General features: G+C 41.6%; 29 protein-coding genes, 1 tRNA gene, 1 rRNA gene and 2 pseudogenes. 3 read left to right on the top strand and 30 right to left on the bottom strand.

The window, feature by feature from the left end; translation table 11 throughout:
* Window positions 1–22 precede the first annotated feature (22 nt).
* The 18 genes and pseudogenes from ACSW3C_RS12435 to groES form a co-directional block, all read right to left on the bottom strand.
* On the bottom strand, window positions 23–340 hold the full coding sequence (locus tag ACSW3C_RS12435) for a hypothetical protein (RefSeq protein ID WP_486562921.1): 318 nt from the start codon (window positions 338–340) through the stop codon (window positions 23–25).
* 56 nt (window positions 341–396) lie between these two features.
* The gene (locus tag ACSW3C_RS12430; RefSeq protein ID WP_486562920.1) at window positions 397–774 is read right to left on the bottom strand and encodes a hypothetical protein; all 378 of its coding nucleotides are present in this window, start codon (window positions 772–774) and stop codon (window positions 397–399) included.
* A gap of 417 nt (window positions 775–1,191) precedes the next feature.
* Complete coding sequence (locus ACSW3C_RS12425) at window positions 1,192–1,713, bottom strand: SMI1/KNR4 family protein (RefSeq protein ID WP_486562919.1); 522 nt, start codon at window positions 1,711–1,713, stop codon at window positions 1,192–1,194.
* A 329-nt stretch (window positions 1,714–2,042) separates the two neighbouring features.
* A pseudogene (locus ACSW3C_RS12420) lies at window positions 2,043–2,258 on the bottom strand (SMI1/KNR4 family protein); the annotation flags it as partial.
* A complete protein-coding gene (locus ACSW3C_RS12415; RefSeq protein ID WP_486562918.1) occupies window positions 2,204–2,455 on the bottom strand; it encodes a hypothetical protein in 252 nt (83 codons plus the stop codon). The pseudogene ACSW3C_RS12420 and the gene ACSW3C_RS12415, both read right to left, overlap by 55 nt.
* 27 nt (window positions 2,456–2,482) lie before the next feature.
* Window positions 2,483–2,761: a hypothetical protein gene (locus tag ACSW3C_RS12410; protein WP_486562917.1), complete on the bottom strand. Its 279-nt coding sequence runs from the start codon at window positions 2,759–2,761 to the stop codon at window positions 2,483–2,485.
* A gap of 40 nt (window positions 2,762–2,801) precedes the next feature.
* The gene (locus ACSW3C_RS12405) at window positions 2,802–3,182 is read right to left on the bottom strand and encodes a hypothetical protein (RefSeq protein ID WP_486562916.1); all 381 of its coding nucleotides are present in this window, start codon (window positions 3,180–3,182) and stop codon (window positions 2,802–2,804) included.
* Window positions 3,183–3,567: 385 nt separating this feature from the next.
* A complete protein-coding gene (locus ACSW3C_RS12400; protein WP_486562915.1) occupies window positions 3,568–3,984 on the bottom strand; it encodes an SMI1/KNR4 family protein in 417 nt (138 codons plus the stop codon).
* A 663-nt stretch (window positions 3,985–4,647) separates the two neighbouring features.
* Complete coding sequence (locus ACSW3C_RS12395) at window positions 4,648–5,214, bottom strand: SMI1/KNR4 family protein (protein ID WP_486562914.1); 567 nt, start codon at window positions 5,212–5,214, stop codon at window positions 4,648–4,650.
* Entirely contained in the window at window positions 5,211–5,846 is a 636-nt protein-coding gene (locus tag ACSW3C_RS12390) for an HNH endonuclease family protein (protein WP_486562913.1), read from the bottom strand. Before ACSW3C_RS12390 ends, ACSW3C_RS12395 begins: the two co-directional genes overlap by 4 nt.
* 26 nt (window positions 5,847–5,872) lie before the next feature.
* Entirely contained in the window at window positions 5,873–6,217 is a 345-nt protein-coding gene (locus ACSW3C_RS12385) for a hypothetical protein (RefSeq protein ID WP_486562912.1), read from the bottom strand.
* Between the two features lie 226 nt (window positions 6,218–6,443).
* Entirely contained in the window at window positions 6,444–6,872 is a 429-nt protein-coding gene (locus ACSW3C_RS12380; RefSeq protein ID WP_486562911.1) for an SMI1/KNR4 family protein, read from the bottom strand.
* 118 nt (window positions 6,873–6,990) lie between these two features.
* Window positions 6,991–7,740 (bottom strand): hypothetical protein, encoded by a 750-nt coding sequence (locus tag ACSW3C_RS12375; protein ID WP_486562910.1) that lies wholly within the window; start codon window positions 7,738–7,740, stop codon window positions 6,991–6,993.
* Between the two features lie 355 nt (window positions 7,741–8,095).
* Window positions 8,096–8,197, bottom strand: a pseudogene (locus tag ACSW3C_RS12370) (PoNe immunity protein domain-containing protein); the annotation flags it as partial.
* A 116-nt stretch (window positions 8,198–8,313) separates the two neighbouring features.
* Complete coding sequence (locus ACSW3C_RS12365) at window positions 8,314–8,880, bottom strand: imm11 family protein (protein WP_486562909.1); 567 nt, start codon at window positions 8,878–8,880, stop codon at window positions 8,314–8,316.
* 13 nt (window positions 8,881–8,893) lie between these two features.
* Window positions 8,894–10,684, bottom strand: coding sequence for a T7SS effector LXG polymorphic toxin (locus tag ACSW3C_RS12360; RefSeq protein ID WP_486562908.1), 1,791 nt, complete (start codon window positions 10,682–10,684; stop codon window positions 8,894–8,896).
* Between the two features lie 410 nt (window positions 10,685–11,094).
* Window positions 11,095–12,720 (bottom strand): chaperonin GroEL, encoded by a 1,626-nt coding sequence (groL, locus tag ACSW3C_RS12355; RefSeq protein WP_486562907.1) that lies wholly within the window; start codon window positions 12,718–12,720, stop codon window positions 11,095–11,097.
* A gap of 62 nt (window positions 12,721–12,782) precedes the next feature.
* Window positions 12,783–13,064 (bottom strand): co-chaperone GroES, encoded by a 282-nt coding sequence (gene groES, locus ACSW3C_RS12350; protein ID WP_207958873.1) that lies wholly within the window; start codon window positions 13,062–13,064, stop codon window positions 12,783–12,785.
* 178 nt (window positions 13,065–13,242) lie between these two features.
* On the opposite strand from groES, the gene ACSW3C_RS12345 reads away from it, so the two are divergent.
* Window positions 13,243–13,983, top strand: a complete 741-nt coding sequence (locus ACSW3C_RS12345; RefSeq protein WP_486562906.1) for a CPBP family intramembrane glutamic endopeptidase — start codon at window positions 13,243–13,245, stop codon at window positions 13,981–13,983.
* A gap of 42 nt (window positions 13,984–14,025) precedes the next feature.
* Here the strand turns inward: ACSW3C_RS12345 and ACSW3C_RS12340 are convergent, their stop codons facing one another.
* Together ACSW3C_RS12340 and ACSW3C_RS12335 are read right to left on the bottom strand one after the other, a co-directional pair.
* Window positions 14,026–14,634: a YIP1 family protein gene (locus ACSW3C_RS12340; protein WP_486562905.1), complete on the bottom strand. Its 609-nt coding sequence runs from the start codon at window positions 14,632–14,634 to the stop codon at window positions 14,026–14,028.
* Window positions 14,635–14,852: 218 nt separating this feature from the next.
* On the bottom strand, window positions 14,853–15,461 hold the full coding sequence (locus ACSW3C_RS12335) for a Yip1 family protein (protein WP_486562904.1): 609 nt from the start codon (window positions 15,459–15,461) through the stop codon (window positions 14,853–14,855).
* 98 nt (window positions 15,462–15,559) lie between these two features.
* On the opposite strand from ACSW3C_RS12335, the gene ACSW3C_RS12330 reads away from it, so the two are divergent.
* Entirely contained in the window at window positions 15,560–16,039 is a 480-nt protein-coding gene (locus ACSW3C_RS12330; protein WP_486562903.1) for a metallophosphoesterase family protein, read from the top strand.
* A 43-nt stretch (window positions 16,040–16,082) separates the two neighbouring features.
* Here the strand turns inward: ACSW3C_RS12330 and tatC are convergent, their stop codons facing one another.
* The 4 genes from tatC to ACSW3C_RS12310 form a co-directional block, all read right to left on the bottom strand.
* Window positions 16,083–16,877: a twin-arginine translocase subunit TatC gene (gene tatC, locus ACSW3C_RS12325; RefSeq protein WP_486562902.1), complete on the bottom strand. Its 795-nt coding sequence runs from the start codon at window positions 16,875–16,877 to the stop codon at window positions 16,083–16,085.
* A gap of 17 nt (window positions 16,878–16,894) precedes the next feature.
* Complete coding sequence (gene tatA / locus ACSW3C_RS12320; protein ID WP_238080751.1) at window positions 16,895–17,089, bottom strand: twin-arginine translocase TatA/TatE family subunit; 195 nt, start codon at window positions 17,087–17,089, stop codon at window positions 16,895–16,897.
* Between the two features lie 65 nt (window positions 17,090–17,154).
* Window positions 17,155–17,808 (bottom strand): redox-sensing transcriptional repressor Rex, encoded by a 654-nt coding sequence (locus tag ACSW3C_RS12315; RefSeq protein WP_486562901.1) that lies wholly within the window; start codon window positions 17,806–17,808, stop codon window positions 17,155–17,157.
* Window positions 17,809–17,810: 2 nt separating this feature from the next.
* Window positions 17,811–17,936 carry a hypothetical protein gene (locus ACSW3C_RS12310; protein ID WP_269135946.1) on the bottom strand — a complete coding sequence of 42 codons (126 nt, stop codon included), beginning with the start codon at window positions 17,934–17,936 and terminating at the stop codon, window positions 17,811–17,813.
* A 51-nt stretch (window positions 17,937–17,987) separates the two neighbouring features.
* Between ACSW3C_RS12310 and ACSW3C_RS12305 the strand changes: the two genes are divergently transcribed.
* Window positions 17,988–19,928, top strand: coding sequence for an ABC-F family ATP-binding cassette domain-containing protein (locus ACSW3C_RS12305; RefSeq protein WP_486562900.1), 1,941 nt, complete (start codon window positions 17,988–17,990; stop codon window positions 19,926–19,928).
* 302 nt (window positions 19,929–20,230) lie between these two features.
* On the opposite strand, the gene tsaD is transcribed toward ACSW3C_RS12305, so the two are convergent.
* The 6 genes from tsaD to rrf form a co-directional block, all read right to left on the bottom strand.
* Window positions 20,231–21,253: a tRNA (adenosine(37)-N6)-threonylcarbamoyltransferase complex transferase subunit TsaD gene (gene tsaD / locus ACSW3C_RS12300; protein ID WP_238080748.1), complete on the bottom strand. Its 1,023-nt coding sequence runs from the start codon at window positions 21,251–21,253 to the stop codon at window positions 20,231–20,233.
* Entirely contained in the window at window positions 21,250–21,702 is a 453-nt protein-coding gene (gene rimI, locus ACSW3C_RS12295) for a ribosomal protein S18-alanine N-acetyltransferase (RefSeq protein WP_486562899.1), read from the bottom strand. The genes tsaD and rimI overlap by 4 nt, the downstream gene beginning before the upstream one ends.
* Window positions 21,699–22,406, bottom strand: coding sequence for a tRNA (adenosine(37)-N6)-threonylcarbamoyltransferase complex dimerization subunit type 1 TsaB (gene tsaB, locus ACSW3C_RS12290; RefSeq protein ID WP_486562898.1), 708 nt, complete (start codon window positions 22,404–22,406; stop codon window positions 21,699–21,701). The genes rimI and tsaB overlap by 4 nt, the downstream gene beginning before the upstream one ends.
* On the bottom strand, window positions 22,403–22,855 hold the full coding sequence (tsaE, locus tag ACSW3C_RS12285) for a tRNA (adenosine(37)-N6)-threonylcarbamoyltransferase complex ATPase subunit type 1 TsaE (protein WP_486562897.1): 453 nt from the start codon (window positions 22,853–22,855) through the stop codon (window positions 22,403–22,405). The genes tsaB and tsaE overlap by 4 nt, the downstream gene beginning before the upstream one ends.
* Window positions 22,856–23,016: 161 nt before the next feature.
* Window positions 23,017–23,092, bottom strand: a tRNA-Asp gene (locus ACSW3C_RS12280).
* A 99-nt stretch (window positions 23,093–23,191) separates the two neighbouring features.
* Window positions 23,192–23,307: ribosomal RNA gene (gene rrf / locus ACSW3C_RS12275) — 5S ribosomal RNA — on the bottom strand.
* Window positions 23,308–23,320: the final 13 nt, after the last annotated feature.

Here is a 23,320-nt window from a genome sequence, read left to right as displayed (position 1 = left end):
TGCTCGTCCCCTCACCAGCTTTTTAAAACAACTCCACTCCAACTTGTTTATAAAATTTAACTTTTATCCTCTCTTCTTCCCCCACATATATGATCATCGTTTTGTCATCTCTTTTTATCCTAGTTACATTATTAAAATCACCTGTAAATACGATAGAATCATTAAATGTGATACTTAAACTGCTCGTTTGTTGATAAACATCTAAAGTTAAAATGACCTTGAAATTTTGATCATCTTTATAAGTATAAATTAACACTCCATCATCTATATTGCCTGTTACACTCACTGGCTCACTTTGAAAAAGTTCGAGTAGATCATATACATCATACTTAATAAACATTGCGTTCATCCTTTTATCAATCTAATACCATTTGAGGGTCCTCTCTCAACTATCCTCTATTTATATAAGTCATACTCTAATTTTTCCTCATCCCAAACAAGGTCGTGATCATCTATATGTACATGCCATTCAGCACCTTTTAAAACATTTCGAATATCTGCAAGTAATGAAGCCCAATGATCTACCCCATCAAAAATGGCGTCTTCACTATTATTCGGCAGTTCAGTTGAACCCTCAAAAATCACATCAGGCTCCGTCGGATTTTTTGGATCATAGATAGAAAAACTTGCCCAATTATGACCTTCTCCACCATTTACATATTCATCTATTTCCTCATCTACGGAGTACGTTACCAGTAATTGATTAATTGCCTCTTGATCCGCTTGAGTAAGTTTTTGTGTACGCCTTGCTGTGTAATAGATGGAAACACTCATATTGAAACTCCTCTCTACACCTGACTTTTATTTTGTATCCACTCCCTAGCTTTTTCCCCAAACAAGATTATTGAATTCTATGTAGTACCTATATTAATGCTTTTAATTAACTTATCTTTTAAACCTTCTCTTGGTTTAATGGGTATCCTGATAAATCAAAGCCTCTAAAATCGATTTCATCAACACTTAGCTTTGCATCTTGATTTTCCTAATGTTTCAATCCAAGTTCGAGGTGATTTTAGTCGTTCTATTATCTCCATGTGGTTATATATTTCCAAATATTACCACTCCTTTATGGATACCAAATTGCCTGTTCTGAAGCCCCTGCTTGGTCCCGAGTTAGTATCTTGCATCCTACATTATGTCCCCGAACAATATCTTCATTTACCTTTATATATTTTTGCAGTTTGCTACCAATTAAAAATCGAATTCTATCTCATTTCCCTCATAATCTACTAACAATGAACCTTCTTTCAGAACATCCATAATCCAGTCTTTAAAACCCTTCCAAGTGCGGGAAATGGACTTGCTTTCAGTGTCCCATTGAACCACTACAGCATCTTGACCATTGCTTGTGTTTAAATCGAAACAAATCAAATCACCATAATTAAGATCTGCAATAATGAACAAATTTTTTGTCATACCAGGGGGTCTACGGTCTGTCCGAAATGATTCATTGATGTATGAAACGCCCTTTTTCTTTGAGCCTAACTCAGGATAATAAATCTCTGAAAGTACAGTACCAGGAAGAAATAGTTCCCCACCATTACAAACTTGTAAAAAATCCTTATAAATTTTTGGGAATTTAATGTTCAATACTTTTTCTACCTGTTCGATATGATAAATATCTACACCAGGATTTAGTGAATGAACATGATTCGCATACTTAGTAATCTCTTCGAAAAAAGGCTCTAAAACATTAATTTCACTGTATACCATCTTTAATCCTCCTTCATCTTCCGATATATTGCAGATAACTTGTATATTTTAATCTTAAACAAAAGAGCACTCGTGTCCTTAAACAGACAATCGATTGCTCTGTAAATCTTAGAATTAGATAACAGGCATACGATTTACTTCGTCACTGTTAGTTTTGTATATGCCCTATTTGTTGATCAAACCATATATTTATTAACACAATAACCCTTCTCGGTATAAAAAGATTTTATATTAGGTACTATTATATGTTGGATCAAAAAAAATAGCTGGTAGGAGACCGGTATAATACCGTCTTCACACCAGCCAATCAGTCTAATTAAGATTTTTCATTAACTCAAAAAAGCCGGCAACTGTTTCAACCATTCTTCAAAGTTATTAGCTTCTTTATCTATAGTATTTTCTTCATGTGAATAATAGTAAACTCCTGTGTTTGGACACTCATTAGAAAGAAGGCAGAAGTAGTCGCCATTACCTATACTATAAAATGGAATTAATTCTCTCTTCCAATTTCCCTGTTTGATTTCAAAGGCATAGGTAAATTCAATAAATTTTGCTTACTAATTCTCAATTCTATTGCTTCACCCCATGTAGTTGGCTCACCTTTCCTTGTAGTGAATCTTTCAATCAAGTGTTCAGGTAATAGGTCATCAGCATTACGAACAACTGCTTGAACGTCAATTCCAGCAGCTCTAGCTGCAACAACACGAGTATTATCTATAGTCGTAAGACCACCATCAGACATCCTAACAACATCAATTGGATCTCCTACTCAACCATTTCTAGCCATACTTTCAATTATTTCTTGAGAACCATTTACAGAATTCTGGCTAAATCTGATTTCCTTATGATTATGATTAAGTGTACCCTTAATTTCAACATCCACATTCTTCTTCGTATCAACCTTAACATCACTAACTCCACTTTTACTAGGTGCAGAAATATCCTTCACTACATACGGTTTATTGAATGTAAAGTTACTTGGCGTACTATAATGGTAACCGTTTGCCACTAATAATTCATATTGAGGTTGAGCTTTGCCTATATCCATTGGCAAGTCATCCATCTTTCCTAAATGGAATTGCGTTTTGCTAAGCGGGGTGTTTGATGACGTCTTGGTAAACTGGCGTATAGATGGACTTCATCGCATCTGTGCTGAACACATTTTTAACTTGTTTTACATTGGTTGTTGATTTATAGACCCATTTCCCGCCAGTGCTGAACCATCCTGCAACAGGAATCATTCCCCCAACAGAAAGGGCCGCGTTTACTGTATCCCCTCGCACGGCATAGATAATTGCATTTAATCTATCCGCTGGTTCACCAATTACAGGGATAAGCCCTACCAGATCTAATCCAAACTGAAGATCATCCACCCAGTTGTTTTCTTCGGCTACGGTAGCTGTAATGATCTCTTCTTCCTTATACTCTACATGGGGAACAACCTCATAGAAAATGCTTGAGCCTACCATATACTCCTAAAATCAACACTCTTAAATGCTAGACAATCTTTTATGCTGGATCAACAAAAATTGGCTGGCATGAGACCGGTAATATACCGTCTCACACCAGCCAAACAGCTGCGTAAAAAAACTCTAACTATCAGGAAAATGTTAGAATTGTATATTTAGTTCTTCACGGATTGCTTTTTCTAAGATAATACCTTTTCTTTATTAGAAGCATTGATTACACCAAATAATGATTTGTGTGGTATTTCGAACTTGAAATTTTCGACTCTTTTTTAACAATCCTTGTTATAATAACTCATAAAAAATCTAGTAAATGATCTTTTATTCCTTCTTCTGTTATCATACTTTCTATATCATGCATTTTCTCGAGCCCTGATGGTTTAGTGAATTATTTTGAGAACTGTTCTACTAAAAATGTATAGAAATTTTCATATTCATTTATTCCATCCTCATCATCTTGCTCCCAGTCTATAACGGGACATTCATTGTTGGCTAATCTTGAAGTATCAAGACAATAAACACCGGATCCGTAGTTCTGTATTACAACGAACTCCATTGGTAAACCATATTCTCTCCATTCTTCTGTTTCTCTTACACAAGTTGGGACCTCGCGAAGTCCGCCTCCAAAAATCTCTATCCCAAAAACTCCTCCAGTTCCATATTCCCTCAAAAACCATTTATAACTTTCTGGCAACTTTACATTAAGCCTTTTCTCAATGTCACTAATTTTACTATCCTCTAAAGCCCCAACAAAAAACTTTTTAGGTGCGTTATTTATTAATTTAATGACTGCCTCTTTATTCAAAGCTAGCATCCTTCCTTATTTATTTGGATCCTTAAGAAGTAGACTGGTATAATACCTTGTTCATACCACCAATCTGCTTAATAAAAGATAATATTTATTGCTCTAATAGAATATCAATACCTTCATTATTTACCAGCAATTCCGTTAGAGATGGTGCAATAAATACTACCTCTTCAATGTCTAAATCTGCGAATCTATTCTAGTAGATGCCAAAACCACACCCTAATGCTCCCCAGATCCGGATATACATTTGATTGCTAATATTAATTTCAACATCTGAAGCTTGCTGAATTATATTTATATAATCTGTAGGTATATATATTGTCGAAAAATCTTGAAGTTCTTTAATTTCGTCATCTTTCGAAGGGGATTTTCTAGCATCAATTGTAAACTCACTACTTAGTTGTTTTCTTCGGCTACGGTAGCTGTAATGATCTCTTCTTCCTTATACTCTACATGGGGCACAACCTTATAGACTAAATTAAACACTCTTAGGAATTAAATGAGTTTTATGCCAGATAATCTTCTATGTGGGATCAACAAAAACCGGCTGGCATGAGACCGGTAATATACCGTCTTCACACCAGCCATCAGCTGCGTAATAAAAACTCTACCTTAGAGCAATCTAATCACAATCCAGGTTTATGTTTTATTTCTCGTATACTAATCGTTTAATAAATCTTCGTCTAAAAAGAGCTCGATGTCGTCCATATTCACATTATTCGTTCTTTCATGAAGTGAAAATCTATGAATGAATTCATAAAAAGTATTGGCTATTAGATAATACCTTTCTTTTCCGTTTTCTCCAGTCAGTTCGCCTTCATGATACCAATAATAAATCCGCCCCCGGTATTTACCTTTTAATCCAAGACATATTATATCGCCACCATTTGCATCTGCAATAGGCATTAACATATCTCCTAAAGTAGATTTATACGTATTAATAATCGGTTCAATATCATATGCATTATTTGTAATACCATAAAAACCACCTATAGTATCAAAACCATCTTTTGGTGTTACAGGAGTAGCTTCGATTGGTTGGTACATTCTATCTTCTTTAATAAAACATCCTCCATAATTAAGTAAAAACTCCTTGTAATCTAACGGTAAGTCTATGTCGTACATTTCTTCAATTTTTTCAATTGATTTATATGCATCTTCTTTTTTAGGAATATTCATTTCCGAATCAATTATTTCATGTAATAATTGCTTTAACATTTCGTTCATTTTGGTTTTCCTCCTCTTAAATCTGATGCCGAACCTATGTGTGGTATATTAGCGTGTAAATCGGTTGGAATTAACTCAATTTCAGTAGGACTTTTATGATGAGGTGTCAAGCCTTTTTCCTTTAACCAGTTCTTTGCTTGATTCTGTGATTTAAATCCTTTTAATTGCTTAATCTTTTCATATACTAAACTAAAATCATTATTAGATCCATCTAACATTCCTTCCTTAAATTTAATTGAACCTTTACTCCAAGGGGTAAAGTTGGGTCTACCCTCAATAAACTCTACACCTTTTCCATTCGTTACACTCTTAACCTCAGGTTTATCAGAATACCATTTCCCATTACCAGGTTCCCCATCCCATTTCCCATCTGTTCTAGGCAACCTTGTTTTTGGATTATCTATACCCTTCGTCTCAACATCCACACTCTTCTTCGTATCAACCTTAACATCACTAACTCCACTTTTACTAGGTGCAGAAATATCCGTTTTTACTAACGGCTTATTGAATGTAAAGTTATTCGGCGTGCTGAATTGATAACCATTTGCAGTTAATGGATTAAATTGATGTGGAGATTTGCCCATATTGAATGCAACGTTATCTAGCTTTCCTAATTGATAATTATTAGACAATAAATCAAGGTGATTCTGAGATTTGCTTAGCGGGCTATTGATGACATCTTGGTAGATTGCGTATAGATGGACTTCATCTTATCTGTGCTTACCACATTTCTAACTTCATATAGATTATTTATTCTTTTGCCCATCCTTGTACCTGTGCTTACCGTTCCTACAACAGGAAGCATTGACCCGAGAGAAAGGGCTGCATTTACTGTATCCCCTCTTCCGGCATAGATAATTGCATTTAATAGATCCGCTGGTTCACCAATTACGGGGATAAGCCCTACCAGATCTAAGCCAAACTGAAGATCATCCACCCAGTTGTTTTCTTCGGCTACGGTAGCTGTAATGATCTCTTCTTCCTTATACTCTACATGGGGCACAACCTCATAGAAAACGCATGAGCCTACTATATGTCTCTAAACAATAACCCTCTTCGGTATGAAATGTTTGATCAAAAAAATGGCTGGCAGGAGACCGATACAATACCGTCTTCTTACCAGCCAATCAGCTGCGTAATAAAAACTCTAACTTTTAGTGGTGTAGTTCAATGGCATATTACCAATCAAGGTTTTAAGTATCTATGAACTATCTTTTATTGAATAATAATTAACAATTAAAATAAGCCTCCAAGAAATCAAAAAAAGAAGACCATGTTTCTTTTAAATCTCCTTTTAAAAGCAATTCATCTCCACCCTCAAAATCAACTATATAAACTTTATCTGTTTCAGTATCCAGTACTAATACGGCATTTGCTGACATTTCACTTAAAACAAGATATTGCTTAGGAAAACCATGTTCTTTTCTAGAGATAATAGTATATGATTCAATATTATTTTCTTCATCTGCTATATCTAGTAATTCAAAGGGTACATGTTCTTCCCAAAAAGGTCCGGCATACTGGAGATAAAATTCTTGGAAAGTATCTGATACGCTTACACCTAGCCTTATTAAAGCATCCTGTACTAGATTGCTATCTTCCCGTTTATATATTTCTTCGCCTAAAATTTCATCTAATCTCTGCGGCAAAATGCTCATATTATTTTCCTCCTAAAGCTTCTTCTCCTCGTATTTTCCAATAATTAATAGAATCTACTTTTTGAAATGCACTTCTAGTTGTCTCATCCATTGGATAAAATGGGTTTAATTTTCCTTTTTAGGGATGCAACTGAGCCTTTTTAGCATTACTGATATTATGGTACCTCGTAGAAGCTTCATATAATGGTCCCACACCTTTTTGTTGTGAATGATGCAAAGTTGCAACACTTCCTGCATCATCGAGAATAGGAGCAAGACCATATTTCGCAGCTGCTTCAGCATTCGTTAACCCGCGGCCTTTTTTAGCACCTTTTGTTCGGACCATATCCCAATAAATATCTTCTCTTTGATATACTTTGTAAGTAAATCCTGTGCCATCTTTACCTGCATTATACTCTACACTCCGAGTAATATATTTTTTATCACTATAGTCCTTAAGATGTTGATAAGTTTCTTCACCCACACCCTTAGTTGCAACCTCCACATTCTTCGTATCAACCTTAACATCACTAACTCCACTTTTACTAGGTGCAGAAATATCCGTTTTTACTAACGGCTTGTTGAATGTAAAGTTATTCGGCGTGCTGAATTGGTAACCATTTGAAGTTAATGGATTAAATCGATGTGGGGGTGTGCCCATATTGAATGTAACGTTATCTAGCTTTCCTAATTGGTAATAATTATTAGACAATAAATCAAGATGATTCTGAGATTTACTTAGCGGACTGTTGATGACATCTTGATAGATTGGCGTATAGATGGACTTCATCGCATCTGTGCTGACCACATTTTTAACTTGTTTTACTTTGGTTGTTGATTTATAGACCCATTTCCCGCCTATGCTGAACCATCCTGCAACAGGAAGCATCCCCCCAACAGAAAGGGCCGCATTTACTTTATCCCCTCTTCCGGAATAGATAATTGCATTTAATAGATCCGCTGGTTCACCAATTACAGGGATAAGCCCTACCAGATCTAAGCCAAACTAAAGATCATCCACCCAGTTGTTTTCTTCGGCTACAGTAGCGGTAACAATCTCTTCTTCCTTATACTCTACAGCGGGCACAACCTCATAGAAAATGCTTGAGCCTATCATATACTAGAATTAGCTCAACTCAGAATGAAATTAGGTTGTTTTCTTTATATAAATTGGCTGGCATGAGACCGGTACAATACCGTCTTCACACCAGCCAATCAGTTGCATAATAAACTCATTTTTTAATTTAATCTTCTTGGTAACGAACCATATCATATGGATAGTAAGGAACATCCTTTAAAATATGGTCATCTAATTCTAATATTTTCGCAATAGCTCCACTTTCAAAGCAAGATGGCTCAATATAAAATAAAAAACCTTGAGAGACGTCGAGTCCATCAAGGTATAGTTCAGTTGAGCAAGGTCTTAAAACATCTAAAATACTTTCACACAATCCGCCATAAATTAAATAACTTTAATTTCATGAAATTCCATGCCTGTAAATTTATTATTCTCAACTTCTTTTTTAAAAATATCTGAAACAAAAACAGGAATTTCCTGTCTATTACCTAATTTGAAAATATCACTATTGTCAACTTTACTTTCATAAACTGCATACTTTCGTACATTATATATCGTCCCGACACTTTTAGTCTGCATTTCATGGTAATCAGATTCTTTTAAGCAAAGCGCATCAACGACTTTAAGTATATTAGCAATAAAATATCCTTCTAAACTTTCTCCACTGTTCAACTCAATAACTTCAACTGGAAAATACTCAATTTTTGTATTTAATGTTTCCATCAAATTCTTCATTCTTCTAGAAACTACAAACCATCCCATATCATTCGCAAGATAGTCTGTAGCGCGGTCTCCCTCACTTTTGTCATAATAAAACTTAAAACTTCCGTCCCATCTATCAAAAGTCTGTCCAATTTTAAATTCATATTGTTGAATGCCGAAATCATCTCTATAATGACACACTATGTCATTATCATCTGAAACTTCTATACTTAGTTTATAATATTTCATCTGTATCCCCTACCTATTTATTCTTTAGCCAATACTCTTTGTACAGCATATCTGGATTCTCCCTGACTTCTTTCTTCAGCCCTTCAAATAGCTCTAAAAAAATCTCTTTATCCCCTCGAGCTATAGCATCATATTCATTTATATTATCTAACACATATTCATGATAAGCGTTCGGATGTCTACCTTGATGAGGCAATAGTTCTTTATTCCAAGCTTCGTCTAATTCCAGACCATACTTTTTAGTCACATTTTCTAGCTGGTGAGTATACGTTTTACTTTTATTTGTTGCATAGTGATGAAGTTGTTTTGGCTTTTCTTTTTTAGGCTTATCTGTCCCCTTCTCCCCAACACCTACATTCTTCGTATCAACCTTAACATCACTAACTCCACTTTTACTAGGTGCAGAAATATCCGTTTTTACTAACGGCTTATTGAATGTAAAGTTATTCGGCGTGCTGAATTGATAACTTTTTGAAGTTAATGGATTAAATTGATGTGGGGGTTTACCCATATTGAATGCAACGTTATCTAGCTTTCCTAATTGGTAATAATTATTAGACAATAAATCAAGGTGATTCTGAGATTTACTTAGCGGACTGTTGATGACATCTTGGTAGATTGGCGTATAGATGGACTTCATCTTATCTGTGCTTACCACATTTCTAACTTCATATAGATTATTTATTCTTTTGCCCATCCTTGTACCTGTGCTTACCGTTCCTACAACAGGAAGCATTGACCCGAGAGAAAGGGCTGCATTTACTGTATCCCCTCTTCCGGCATAGATAATTGCATTTAATAGATCCGCTGGTTCACCAATTACGGGGATAAGCCCTACCAGATCTAAGCCAAACTGAAGATCATCCACCCAGTTGTTTTCTTCGGCTACGGTAGCTGTAATGATCTCTTCTTCCTTATACTCTACATGGGGAACAACCTCATAGAAAACGCTTGAGCCTACCATATACTCTTTAATAATCAAACCGTTATTATAGACATGGTATTTCACATTTTCGTCCACATTCTGATCGATCGTGTTTACTTTCTTCCCTTCCAGAGTTTTAAAAGTAGCGGCAGTAAGCATCGTGCCGAGCAGCTTCTCATGCTCGTTCCCCCAAGGGTCTAAGAACACTTTTGGGAATAGTTCCGTCCTGATTTCACTTCCGAACGTTAATACATTCCATTGGCTCGACTGGAAGTTTATATCTTGCACTCCTGATTGGAAAAGTCCCTCGATAGTCGCAAGCCAATTATCCATTGCCAGCAAGTCATGTTCAATGGCATTCAGTGCGAAAGTCTGCGCTGCATCAAATTCATAAAGTTGGGCGATGGTATCATCACGTTTCCGTTTGGAGTGAATGACCCCCTCCTGTACTTCACTATCATCTAAAGGGGGCAGGCCGACAATATCACTTACTTTGTCCATAATACTGTTTGCCTCATCCGTCAAACTAGCCGTGAGACGGCCAATTAGCGTAAGACCCTGTTCTAGCTCACCCTCAAGGAATTGTTCATCTATGTACCCGGATGGATCAGGTTCAAGAGAATGAAGTGCAGCTTCCATCTGAAGAAGCACTTGTTTAAACCGATTTGAAAACACCCGAAAGAAAAAAAGAAAGGGTAAATGACATTCCCGGTAAAAGGAACGAATCGCACTGCCTCCCATTCCTTTCAGCTGTTCCTCCATTTCAACGAGATCGAGCACGGCACGGTCAATCGTTTCCATTTCCGTGCTTAGCCTGTCTATCATTGTTATGTTCCGTTGAAGCCCCTCTTGAAATGGACTGACACTCAATATTTTCATTGGCTCCGCCTCATCGAGCGGTTAGAAAGAGACACGCTATAATTCTTTTTATTATACAATAATTCACTATAGGTGAACATTTTCTTCCCCTCCAGTCTTCAATTATATTACCAGTAATAATACTCCATTTTTTACAAGAAGATTATGAATATAGTTGAAAAAATCCGAAAATAACCCATACGGACTAACACGCCTATCTCTAGACTGTGACGCAAATACTATTATATAAGTAATAAAGTTATAGTTTACTCAGGTTCTAATAGTAGAGCCTGACACTCTCCATTAATGGATCTTCTTGTTTCGGTCTTGGGGAAGAAATATTAATGAAACGAAAAAGAGGCCCCTCATTAATTCAGTGAATTAATGAGAGACCTCTTGAGTTGGCATAAAAGGGGTTAGAATATCCCTTATTACATCATGCCGCCCATTCCACCCATGTCAGGCATGCCTGCTGCTGGTGGTTCTGGGATATCGGCAACGACTGCTTCTGTTGTCAGGAACATAGCCGCCACAGATGCTGCGTTTTGAAGTGCGGAACGTGTAACTTTAGTTGGGTCTACGATACCTGCTTGCATCATGTTGACCCACTCGCCGTCTGCTGCGTTGAAGCCGATGCCGACTTCTTCGCGCTTGAGGCGATCGACAACGATGGAGCCTTCAAGGCCAGCGTTTGTCGCGATTTGACGAACTGGTTCTTCAAGTGCGCGAAGGACGATTTTCACGCCAGTTGCGACGTCGCCTTCTACAGATTCCAGCAATGTTTCCACTTTGTTGTAAACGTTGACGAGGGCTGTACCACCACCGGATACGATACCTTCTTCAACTGCTGCACGTGTGGAGTTGAGTGCGTCTTCGATGCGAAGTTTGCGCTCTTTCAATTCTGTTTCTGTTGCAGCACCGACTTTGATGACTGCTACGCCGCCTGCTAGTTTCGCAAGACGTTCTTGAAGTTTTTCTTTATCAAACTCAGAAGTAGTTTCTTCGAGTTGTGCACGGATTTGGCCGACGCGAGCTGTGATTGCATCTGTTTCGCCAGCTCCTTCTACGATTGTTGTGTTGTCTTTTGTGACAACCACTTTAGCAGCGCGTCCAAGCTGGCTGATGTCAGCAGATTTTAGGTCAAGACCTAGATCTTCTGTGATCACTTGGCCGCCAGTCAAGATTGCAATATCTTCAAGCATTGCTTTACGGCGGTCACCGAAGCCAGGTGCTTTAACAGCTACCGCATTGAACGTACCACGAAGTTTGTTCACGACTAGAGTCGCAAGTGCTTCACCTTCCACGTCTTCTGCGATGAGAAGCAATGGCTTGCCTTGTTGAACAACTTGTTCAAGAACAGGAAGGATTTCCTGGATGTTTGTAATCTTTTTATCTGTGATCAAAATGAATGGGTTGTCAAGAACCGCTTCCATTTTGTCTGTGTTTGTCGCCATGTATGCAGATGCATAACCACGGTCGAATTGCATACCTTCTACTACGTCAAGCTCTGTAGTGAAGCCTTTGGATTCTTCGATTGTGATGACGCCGTCGTTGCCAACGCGCTCCATCGCTTCAGCGATCAATTCACCGACTTCTTCGTCGCCTGAAGAAATAGCCGCTACTTGCGCGATTTCTTGCTTGCTTTCAATTTCATCGGAAATGCCTTGTAATTCTTCGATCGCAGTCGCAACCGCTTTTTCGATTCCTTTACGGATACCGACAGGGTTTGCGCCAGCTGTTACGTTTTTCAAACCTTCACGAATCATGGCTTGCGCAAGAACCGTTGCAGTTGTCGTACCGTCACCTGCGATTTCGTTTGTTTTGGAAGCGACTTCTGCTACGAGCTTCGCACCCATGTTTTCAAACGGATCTTCAAGTTCGATTTCCTTTGCAATTGTCACACCGTCGTTTGTGATGAGCGGAGAACCGAATTTCTTCTCAAGAACGACGTTGCGTCCTTTTGGTCCAAGCGTCACTTTAACAGCGTCCGCTAGTATATCTACACCACGAAGCATTGCGCTGCGTGCGTCTTCATTGAATTTCAATTGTTTAGCCATTTTATGAATTCCCTCCTGATTTTACTCGTACATTTGTCTATGTGCCATTCATCGATGATTGATTAGATGATAGCTAAAATGTCGCTTTCACGCAGGATCAAATATTCATTGCCTTCATATTTTACTTCAGTTCCAGCATACTTGGAGAAGATGATCCGGTCGCCCTCTTTCACTTCCAGGTCAACGCGCTGGCCGTTTTCAAGAACGCGTCCAGTACCGACTGCAACAACTTTTCCTTCTTGCGGTTTCTCTTTTGCGGAATCTGGTAGTACGATACCGCTTTGTGTTTTTTCTTCCGCTTCGATTAGTTCGATTACGATACGGTCACCTAATGGTTTCAACAAGTGAAACAACCTCCTCGACATAATATCTTCTTTTTAGCACTCAGTAAGCATGAGTGCTAATACATTTATTATCATAATAAAGTTGCCCAAGATTTGCAAGTAAAATACTCGTATTCTTTTCTCTTTGCCATTCAACTACGAAAAAGTTAAAATGGACGGAGTAGAAAGGACGAGATGAATGAAAAACTGGAAGATTTACTTGCTTATACTTCTTACATATATTCTCATGCAGTTCGGCAGTATTCCGCTCAGCAAATGGCTTATCACCTACTTCCACGAAGGCGGAATGACAGAGAAACAGGCTTCTTTCCAAGGCGTTGCCTGGGGATTGTTCATTTCAAATTTGATTGCCGCTCCTATTATTCTGTGGCTTACGACGCTTAATAAAAAGTTCTGGGATATTAGCAAAGGAACTAAAAAGAAGGCATCCATCGGTGGAGTGATTCTTTGGGGCTTTCTCGGGTTTTTCATGGCCATGGCGGGACAAATGATTGCCGCCATCATCGAAACAGCGTTTGGCGTGGCTCCGGGTTCGGACAATACAGCCCTGCTGGGAGAAATCGCGAAGGCTTCACCTATTATCATCCTCTCCATCGTAGTTTTCGCTCCACTACTGGAGGAAATTGTTTTCCGAAGAGTGGTGTTCGGCGGAATCTATCTGAAAACAAACTTCTGGATTGCCGGGATTTTGAGTGGAGTCATCTTCTCCCTTGTTCACGGAGAGCCGCAACATTTACTCATTTACCTGGCACCTGGTCTCATCTTTGCCTTCCTTTATTCCCATACAGGACGGATTTGGACTTCGATGCTTGCGCACTTGCTCATGAATGGCTTTGTGACAATCTTGCAATTTAATATGGATAAACTCGAAAAACTACAGGACATGAAGAACGCCTTCATTCATCTCCTGCCATACTAATAATAACCGGCTCGCACTGTCCTTGTTGCGAGCCGGTTTTCGTTACATAGGGGACAATATAAAAAATGCTGCGAATAGAGACAAGATCAGGAAGATAATGAACAGCAGTCCAGCTATGATCATGGTGACGCTAAATCCTCGCCACACTGAGAACCGATGAACAATTTCAAGTCCCTTGCTTGCTATGAATATACTGTAAACCCATACCCCCGTCGTGATTGCCCCTACTATAAGTGAGGTAATCATAATCGTCCACAATCCACCTACCGCAACATCCGACCCTAGTGTATTCTTAATCAGGTACATTATATTATTGACAGGCGCCAACCATATATGTGGTATTGAAGCTACAGGAAGAACCCACAATACATCCTTATAGCTGCCGCTTCCCTTTAGCATGCGGCCAACTACGTAAAATAAGCCAGCACAAATGGGCCAACCAATGAGGAAAAATAAGAATGAAATGAAGTTCATAATTAAAAGCGCGTTGCCTGGTTGCACCTCAAACATTTGCTGTACATTTAACGCAGTAGTCGGCGCATTGCTAATCGCCATCAGCAACCAAATAAGCAATGCTAATTTAATGGACCTTTTTTCAAGTAAATAATGAATTGTTTTTGTCGGCTTTGTCCAAATCCACAATAAAGGCAATACAATCCCCCCTACCATTTCCTATATCTTACATCATCTCCCGTTTAGTTCCCATACTCCATTTGTTACAATTATCCATTATAAAGCTGTAGGCTTCCTTTCACAGACATTACACTTCTGCGGATCAGCATTCATCTCTTCCATAGCGATTGATCCATCACAAACGTGACAAAAAACCGACTCACATATGTAGAATGCGAGCCGGTTTTATCGATTCATTAATATGGTGTAAACACGAAGAACATTAAGAAAAATACCAGAGCAAAGATGAACACAAATAAAATCACCATGAAAATCGCAATCACACCAAAACCGCGCCATGCCGAGAAACGGTGGACAATGCCAAGTCCCATGCTTGTGACAACGATGCTAAATATTCCAACTCCTATAGTAATCAAGTTGCCGATTATGAAAGGTAAATAAGGCGTCCATGATCCGTCTAACATGAAATTCGGCTGTTGTCCGCCGGTGATGGCAAATACGATATAATTGACTGGTGCCACCCAAATGTGCGGCAATGTCGCCACAGGTACGAGCCATAGCAGTTCATCATAACGGCCGCTCCCCCCGAGCATCCGGCCAATCCCATAATAGACACCCGCATTAATGAACCACCCGATGAGCATGCTGATGAACGAAAGGAATAAGGAAATGATAAGTGCGGTACCTGCTTGTAGTTCAAATAATTGAAGCAGATTCGGTACAACGGTCGGCGCATTCGCGACCGCGGCAAGAAACCATATAAGAAGCGTCAGTTTCACAGATCGCTTTTCCAGCAAATAATGAATTGTCTTCGTCGGCTGTGACCAAATTGACAAAAACGGCAATGAGATCCCTCCTTCTCTTTTCCTATATCTTACATCATCCCCCGTTTCATTCCTATGCCCCATTTGTTACAATTACCCATATGAAAGGCGGTGGACCCTTGAAAATCATAATCCTTTCCGATACTCACGCCAAAGCGCTCCCTCCCCGTCTTCTGGAGGAGTGTACATCAGCTGACCTCATTCTTCATGCAGGGGACTGGGGGAATCTCGCCATCCTTGATCAGCTGCAATCCTTAGCGGAAGTGATTGGCGTGCACGGTAATGTCGATAGCCCTGCCATTCAATCTATGTTTCCGGACAAGCAAATCATCCATGCTGGGAAGTTTAAGATCGGTATGGTCCATGGCCATGGTGATAAAGGAACTACGGAAAAGCGGGCCATCGATGCTTTTGAAGATGAAACCTTGGATGCCATTGTTTTTGGGCATTCGCATATTCCGCTCATCCGCTATGCAAAACGCACGTTGTTGCTGAACCCCGGTTCGCCGACAGACAAGCGCAGAGTCCCTTACTATTCCTTCATTAACTTACATGTAGGAGACTTCTTGCGCCCCGAGCTGATTTTATTCGAACACTAAAAAAATCCCGCTGCCTGCGTAAAAACAGGGTTGCGGGATTTTTCTATTTCTCCAAGTTGCCCATCACTTCATCGATTTGCCGCTGTTGTTCTGCCTTTACTTCATCCAGTTGCCGCTGTTTCTCCGCCTTCAAGTACTTTTTATAACCAAAGCGGGAGATGATGACACTGAATTCATACAAAATGAACAACGGAACAGATGTAAATAAATGCGAAACAATATCAGGCGGTGTAATGAAAGCTGCAAGGACGAACAGGACAAAGTAGGCGACTTTGCGGATTTTCACTAAGTACTTCGGATTTAATATGCCGAGCCGCGATAAAAACAGCATGACAATCGGCAATTGGAATACAATGCCGAACGGGATGATAATTTGGAAAAGGAACGTGAAGTATTGATTAATACCAAACGTTGAAGCGATTCCCAAGTCTCCCGACAGATTAATCATGAACTTCATCACATACGGAACGAGAATGAAGTACGAAAAAGAGACGCCGGCAAGGAACAGTAGAAAAGTGAAGGGAATGTAACTCAGTGTCACTTTTCGTTCCGTCTCATGCAATCCTGGCGAAACGAAAGACCAGAACTGGTACATGATGATCGGGGAAATGATCACAACTGCCAAAAATACGACGACCTTCAAATAAACGATGATCGGGTCGGCGACATTAAATGCGTTGAACGTCTGTTCAGGTGCCTGCGCTTGGAGAAATTTAATGACCGGCTTGGCCATGATAAAACTGCCGATCACTGCAATAACAAAGAAAACGACGATTACCATCAGCCGTTTTCGAATTTCATCTATATGTTCAATGACAGTTAAGTTTTTTTCTTTCATCGGACAGACATCCTTACTTATTGCACGTCGTTTTTCTTGTCTTCCACTTTCTTCACCGTGTCGTCATCATCGGATGTGAGACCTTTAGTCGCATTCTTGAATTCACGTAATGAAGCACCGAATGCCTTCCCGATTTCAGGCAATTTCTTCGGTCCGAAAATAAGCAATGCCACAACTGCGATTAAAAGTAAACTTCCTATACCTGGGGCCATTTCGGGCACCTCCTTCGTAATATGTCTATTTTACACGAAAATCGTCACCAATACCACGGAACGCATCATTCCAATTGTGAATCTTTTACGTCATTTTTAATGAAATAAATGAGTGTCTGCAGCTCGACAGACAAATCGATTGTATGGACGCGCATCCACTCAGGTACAGCCAGCCGGACTGGCGTAAAATTCAGAATTCCTTTCATGCCAATAGCCGCAAGTCGATCGGTCACTTCCTGCGCCGCCCTGGAAGGCACGGTGAGGATGACGAGATTGATGCCAAGCTCCTGTATCTTCTCTTCGAGCCGGCTTGGCGGGAAAACAGGGATGCCATTTAGCGTTTTCCCGTCTTTCGGCGCTTTCGGGTCGAAGGCGACGACAATCCGTGTATTATGGTTCTTCTGAAAGTTATATTTTAAAAATGCATTCCCTAGACTTCCGACACCGATCAAGGCAACATCCGTTTCCTCGTCCTGGTCGAGCGTACGGCGGAAGAAGTTCACGAGGTAGTTTACGTCATAGCCATAGCCTTTCCGTCCCAACGCACCGAAATGCGAAAAATCCCGGCGGATCGTGGCGGCATCGATTTTCATCGCTTCGCTTAATTCACTGGAAGAAACACGTTTCTTGCCGGCGTTCGCAAAGTTTTGCAGGAATCTATAATAGAGCGGCAACCGCTTGGATGTCGCCTGTGGAATTTTCGGAATTTCGCCAGCCATTTTCAACCTCCTGAATATCCAATCGTCTCCTTGGAGGCAATCGATACCCTTGATGCTAGTCTTCCATTCAAATAAACGGAAGCCGATTCTATCGTACAGTAGTTGGCTTCTGTTGTAAAGCCGACCATTGCGCCCTTCCTCCCATTCCATTACACTTATATGGAATAGAGGTGTTTTCAATGATCATTTTACAAGTAAACGGGCTGACCAAGTCCTTTTCTGGAACCGATATATTGAACAACGTCCGTCTGGAAGTCCAGCATCGGGACAGAGTGGCGCTCGTAGGCCGCAATGGAGCCGGCAAGTCGACTCTTTTAAAGATCATTGCCGGTGAAATGAGTGCGGATTCGGGTGATATTATCATTCCGAAAGGCGTGCGGATCGGCTACTTGGAACAGCATGCTGGAATTGATTCAGAACGGACGGTCTGGGACGAAATGATGACCGTTTATGAACCGTTGCGGAAATTGGAAGGCCGGCTGCGTGAACTGGAGATGCAAATGGCGGATCCCGCTGTTTACGAAAATAGCTTGGAATATGAGCGGGTCATGAAGGAATACGATGCTCTGCAAATCGAATTTAAGGATTCAGGCGGCTACCAATATGAATCCGATTGCCGCTCTGTACTCCATGGGATGCGTTTTTATCCGGAGGATTATGAGAAGAGCGTCCATTTGCTTTCCGGAGGTCAGAAGACAAGACTGGCTCTTGCGAAAATGCTTTTGAGCAAGCCTGACCTGCTGATCCTCGATGAGCCGACAAACCATCTTGACATCGAGACGCTCGGATGGTTGGAAAAGTATTTGGTTTCGTATGAGGGCGCCATACTAATCGTGTCCCATGACCGGTATTTCCTTGACCAGATCGTTACCGTCGTCTACGAAGTCTCAAGAAGAAAAGTGACGAAGTACGCCGGGAACTACAGTGCCTATTTGGATGAAAAAGCGAAGAACTATGAACGGGACCGTAAGCTGTTTGAACGGGAAGCGACCGAACGGGCTAAGCTTGAGGATTTTATTCAGCGCAATATCGCCCGGGCTTCTACGTCCAAAATGGCGAAAAGCCGGCGAAAGCAGTTGGAGCGTACGGAGTGGATGGATGCGCCAGAGGGCAATGAAAAGTCCGCTGCCTTTTCTTTTGATATTGACCGGCAGAGCGGCAACGATGTGCTTGCTTTGCAGGACGTGTCGATCGGCTATGGCGATCACCCCGTGTCGCGCCATATCAATCTGCACGTCTATAAAGAAGATCGGATTGCTATTATCGGACCGAATGGCATCGGGAAATCCACCCTTCTGAAGACGATTGTTAAGAAACAGCCGGCTTTAGACGGCGAAATTCGTTACGGCACGAATGTCCAATTCGGTTATTATGACCAAAACCAGGCGACGATCATTGGTAATGGGACCGTTCTACAGGAAATTTGGGACGAATGGCCGCTTTTGAATGAAAAAGATGTCCGCTCTTTGCTCGGACGTTTCCTATTCTCGGGTGAGGATGTGGATAAACCGGTTTCTTCGTTATCCGGAGGCGAAAAGGCAAGGTTATCCCTGGCCAAGCTCATGCTCGAAAAATCGAATACACTCGTATTGGATGAGCCGACGAACCATCTGGACTTGGATAGCAAGGAAGTGCTTGAAAACGCATTAGACGATTTTCCAGGAACGATCATTTTCGTGTCTCATGACCGGTATTTCATTAATCGACTTGCGACTAAAGTGATTGATGTGAATGAATCTGGGGCGACAGAGTATCTCGGCGATTACGATTACTTCCTCGAAAAGAAAGCGGAGCAGGCCGAACTGCTCGCAGAAGGGCAATCAACTTCTGCGACTCCACTTACGGGACAAACGAATAGCGGGCGTAGCGAGTCAGATAAGGAATTAAAGCGCCAAGAGCGCAAGCTGACACGAAACATTGAGGAAGCGGAGAAAAAGATGGCCTCATTAGATGAGGAAATGGCTCATCTACAAGAAGAATTGCTCATTCCGGAATTTGCAGACGATCACGTAAAGCTGATGGACTTGCAAGCAAGAATTGACCAGCTTCAGGAAGAACATGATCTGCTGGCAGAGCAATGGCTTGTATGGCAAGAAGAACTTGAAGCGCTATATTCCTAAAAAGAGCGTCGTTTCGATTATCCTGTCGAAACGACGTTTTCATTTTCCACAATCTTTTCCACATGAGAAATATTGATTTTATAGGATATGAACATAGTTATCCACGTTATCCACAGAAAAATGTTTTATTACCCACAAAGTTATCCAAAACTGTGTGCTTGATCTTTTGCTATTTTCAAAGTTATGAACAAGTTGTCCACAAAGTGTGCATAAGTACGAACGTTCCCTCTTGACAACTTAAAAAACCGTCCTAACAAAAAAACACGGAAATCGCCACATTCGGACAATTTCCGTGCTTATTTTTACGAATTCCATGATGTTAATGGCATGCCCGGACGTCCGTTCATTTCCATATTCCCGCGAATGCCCGCTTCAAACATGGAAGATCCTGCCGCAGCAATCATTGCTGCGTTATCCGTGCATAATGAAATCGGCGGAACGTAAAATGGAATGCCTTCCTTTTCAAACGTAGCTTCCAAAGACGAGCGCAAACCTTTATTGGCTGCCACTCCACCCGCCGCAATCACTTGCTTTACCTTATATTGACGTGCGGCTTTCAGCGTCTTTGCCGTCAGCACCTCCACGACACTCTCCTGGAACCCTGCAGCAACATGGTGTGGATCAATTGTCTCGCCACGCTGCTCGAGGTTATGCCGATAATTAATGACAGCCGATTTGAGGCCGCTGAAACTAAAATCATAGGAATCCGGCTCCAGCCACGCACGTGGGAATTCAACCGCACTGTCGCTCTCAAGAGCCAGACGATCGATATGCGGCCCACCTGGGTACGGCAAGCCAAGCACACGTGCGACTTTATCATATGCTTCACCGGCTGCATCGTCCCGGGTTTCCCCGATCAGCTCAAAATGGCCATGTTCCTTCATGACAACCAGCTCAGTATGCCCACCTGATACGATGAGCGCGAGAAGCGGGAATTCCATCGGCTGCATTAATTGGTTCGCATACACATGCCCCGCAATATGGTGGACACCGATAATCGGCAGTCCATTTGCAAAGGCGAACGCTTTGGCAGCATTGATGCCAATCAATAGAGCACCGACCAGGCCGGGCCCTTCTGTGACTGCCACAGCATCTAAGTCTGCAGGTGTTAATCCAGCTTCCCGTAGCGCTTCCTCCAGGACAAGTGTAATTTGCTCGACGTGATGGCGCGACGCAATTTCAGGTACGACGCCGCCAAATCGTTTCTGGCTCTGGATTTGCGAAGCGACTACGTTGGACACGATTTCATGGCCATTTTTCACAATCGAAGCCGCCGTCTCGTCACAACTTGTTTCTATTCCCAATATATAAAGGTCTTTGTTCATTCGAATTCCACCCACATGACGAGCGCATCTTCATGGTCGTCGGTATAGTAATTTTTTCGGATGCCCCCGTCTTGAAAGCCGAGCTTCCGATACAAGTTTTGAGCAGTTTCATTGCTGACCCGCACTTCCAACGTCATCAGCCTGACTTCATTTGCCTTGCATAATGCAATTGCCTTTCGCATGAGTCCTTCTCCAATTCCCCGACCCCGGTACTGCTTGCGGACCGCTACATTGGTAATATGGCATTCATCCAACACAATCCACATGCCGCAATGCCCGATGACCTGATCCTCTTCTTCGGCAACAATATAATGTGCATAGGCATTGCCCGTCATTTCATGCTCAAAGACTTCCTCTGTCCAAGGCGTGGAAAAGGATTCTTTTTCGATTTCCACGACAGACGGAATATCCTCACGTGTCATTTTTCGATAAGCTACTGTATTGATCACGGCTGCGTCCCCTTCTTTTGCTGCGCCAGCCAATTGGCCTCCGCTTCAGCAACTCGGCGATACTCCGGCACAAAGGCATGCAGATCAGCTTCCTGTTCTTCCTGCTCTGCCAAATGGATCAAAAGAGAGGCACGTGGCAATTGAAATGGCTGGGGGGCAAAAGAAGCTAGCTCACCAAGTGCCGTTTCAATCTCCTCTTTATACAACTTGACATCTGTGCCGACAAAAAGAACGGGCCGACCTATCGTCTTAATGGATTCCAGCAAGGTTTCAATGGCATAATGGCCATCTTCTTTAACTTGTTGCAGTCCAGTTCCATCCGACTCGTACAAAGCAGAGTAAACATGCCGTCTGCGCGCATCGACCAATGGACAAATCAGCTCTCCATAGTAGAGGGCATTACCGGCCATCACACGCAGACTGGATATGCCGACAAGCGGTTTGCCCAGTGTCCAAGCCAAAGTCTTCGCGATGGTCACGCCGATACGGACACCTGTATAAGAGCCAGGACCCTCAGAAACGGCTATGGCATCGATGGCTTGGGGCGTCATATCTGTCTTTTCAAATAGTTCTTCAATCGCTTTCATGGCACGCAGCGAATGGTTCAGTGCCATGGAAGATGTATATTCCGCCAAGAGGGCTCCGTCTCTCACAAGAGCCACAGAAAGCGGGGTATTCGCTGTATCGATCCCTAACCAAATCATATCGCTATCGCCTCACAAATCTCTTCAAAATGAGTACCGAACGGTTGGATGACGAATTGTCTCGAGTCGCCGCCCAAATGACGAATCGTAATGGCCAGACGCTCCTTTGGCAAATCGTTTTCAATCAAGTGCGCCCACTCGACTACCGAAATGGCATCTCCATAGAAAAGTTCATCCCATCCCAAATCCTCGTCACTGTCAGCCAATCGGTAAACATCCAAATGATTAAAGGGATATCGGCCTTCATATTGCTTAATAATCGTGAAAGTAGGGCTATTCACGGTACGTGTCACACCGAGTGCTTTTGCAAGCGCTTGAGTAAATGTCGTTTTTCCTGCTCCCAGATCACCTTCTAAGGTGACCACATCAGGAGGGGTCAGATGAGAAGCCAAAGCGGCAGCCAGACGAACTGTCTCCTGCGGGCCATGAACTACAATTTCCTTCAGCATATTCAAATTCCTTTCTGGGAACGTTACATATAGTGTACAGACGAAAGAGGCAAGAAAGCAAGAAAAGCCAATTTCCGCATGAAGTATAATGGAGCAAAGATAACAATACAAAAAACCGATTCCGGGATAACTCCGCGGAATCGGGTACGTTTATAGGTAAATGGCGGTCCCGACCGGGATCGAACCGGCGATCTCCTGCGTGACAGGCAGGCATGTTAACCGCTACACCACGGGACCTTTTATGTATGACTTTACGTCTCTTGAAACTAGTTCAGGAACTGCTAGTAAATGAAAGTTAATCAATTCTAACCATTTCAAAAACCGTAAAGCGGTTGAGCCCGGCGACGTCCTACTCTCACAGGGGGAAGCCCCCTACTACCATCGGCGCTGAAGAACTTAACTTCCGTGTTCGGGATGGGAACGGGTGTGACCTCTTCGCCCTCATCACCAGACTCTTGAACGATA

The organism is Sporosarcina sp. AD_1 (assembly GCF_057373025.1).
Note: the sequence above shows the minus strand (reverse complement) of the source record. Positions and strands in the feature narration are given on the sequence as shown.

Bases quoted from the DNA above. Each gene is read 5' to 3' on its own strand.
- ACSW3C_RS12435 (WP_486562921.1), bottom strand. From the start codon at position 340: ATGTTTATTAAGTATGATGTATATGATCTACTCGAACTTTTTCAAAGT.
- ACSW3C_RS12430 (WP_486562920.1), bottom strand. From the start codon at position 774: ATGAGTGTTTCCATCTATTACACAGCAAGGCGTACACAAAAACTTACT.
- ACSW3C_RS12425 (WP_486562919.1), bottom strand. From the start codon at position 1,713: ATGGTATACAGTGAAATTAATGTTTTAGAGCCTTTTTTCGAAGAGATT.
- ACSW3C_RS12415 (WP_486562918.1), bottom strand. From the start codon at position 2,455: ATGTCTGATGGTGGTCTTACGACTATAGATAATACTCGTGTTGTTGCA.
- ACSW3C_RS12410 (WP_486562917.1), bottom strand. From the start codon at position 2,761: ATGGATATAGGCAAAGCTCAACCTCAATATGAATTATTAGTGGCAAAC.
- ACSW3C_RS12405 (WP_486562916.1), bottom strand. From the start codon at position 3,182: ATGGTAGGCTCAAGCATTTTCTATGAGGTTGTTCCCCATGTAGAGTAT.
- ACSW3C_RS12395 (WP_486562914.1), bottom strand. From the start codon at position 5,214: ATGAACGAAATGTTAAAGCAATTATTACATGAAATAATTGATTCGGAA.
- ACSW3C_RS12380 (WP_486562911.1), bottom strand. From the start codon at position 6,872: ATGAGCATTTTGCCGCAGAGATTAGATGAAATTTTAGGCGAAGAAATA.
- ACSW3C_RS12375 (WP_486562910.1), bottom strand. From the start codon at position 7,740: ATGCTTCCTGTTGCAGGATGGTTCAGCATAGGCGGGAAATGGGTCTAT.
- ACSW3C_RS12365 (WP_486562909.1), bottom strand. From the start codon at position 8,880: ATGAAATATTATAAACTAAGTATAGAAGTTTCAGATGATAATGACATA.
- ACSW3C_RS12360 (WP_486562908.1), bottom strand. From the start codon at position 10,684: ATGAAAATATTGAGTGTCAGTCCATTTCAAGAGGGGCTTCAACGGAAC.
- groL (WP_486562907.1), bottom strand. From the start codon at position 12,720: ATGGCTAAACAATTGAAATTCAATGAAGACGCACGCAGCGCAATGCTT.
- ACSW3C_RS12345 (WP_486562906.1), top strand. From the start codon at position 13,243: ATGAAAAACTGGAAGATTTACTTGCTTATACTTCTTACATATATTCTC.
- tatC (WP_486562902.1), bottom strand. From the start codon at position 16,877: ATGAAAGAAAAAAACTTAACTGTCATTGAACATATAGATGAAATTCGA.
- tatA (WP_238080751.1), bottom strand. From the start codon at position 17,089: ATGGCCCCAGGTATAGGAAGTTTACTTTTAATCGCAGTTGTGGCATTG.
- ACSW3C_RS12315 (WP_486562901.1), bottom strand. From the start codon at position 17,808: ATGGCTGGCGAAATTCCGAAAATTCCACAGGCGACATCCAAGCGGTTG.
- ACSW3C_RS12310 (WP_269135946.1), bottom strand. From the start codon at position 17,936: ATGGTCGGCTTTACAACAGAAGCCAACTACTGTACGATAGAATCGGCT.
- ACSW3C_RS12305 (WP_486562900.1), top strand. From the start codon at position 17,988: ATGATCATTTTACAAGTAAACGGGCTGACCAAGTCCTTTTCTGGAACC.
- tsaD (WP_238080748.1), bottom strand. From the start codon at position 21,253: ATGAACAAAGACCTTTATATATTGGGAATAGAAACAAGTTGTGACGAG.
- tsaB (WP_486562898.1), bottom strand. From the start codon at position 22,406: ATGATTTGGTTAGGGATCGATACAGCGAATACCCCGCTTTCTGTGGCT.
- tsaE (WP_486562897.1), bottom strand. From the start codon at position 22,855: ATGCTGAAGGAAATTGTAGTTCATGGCCCGCAGGAGACAGTTCGTCTG.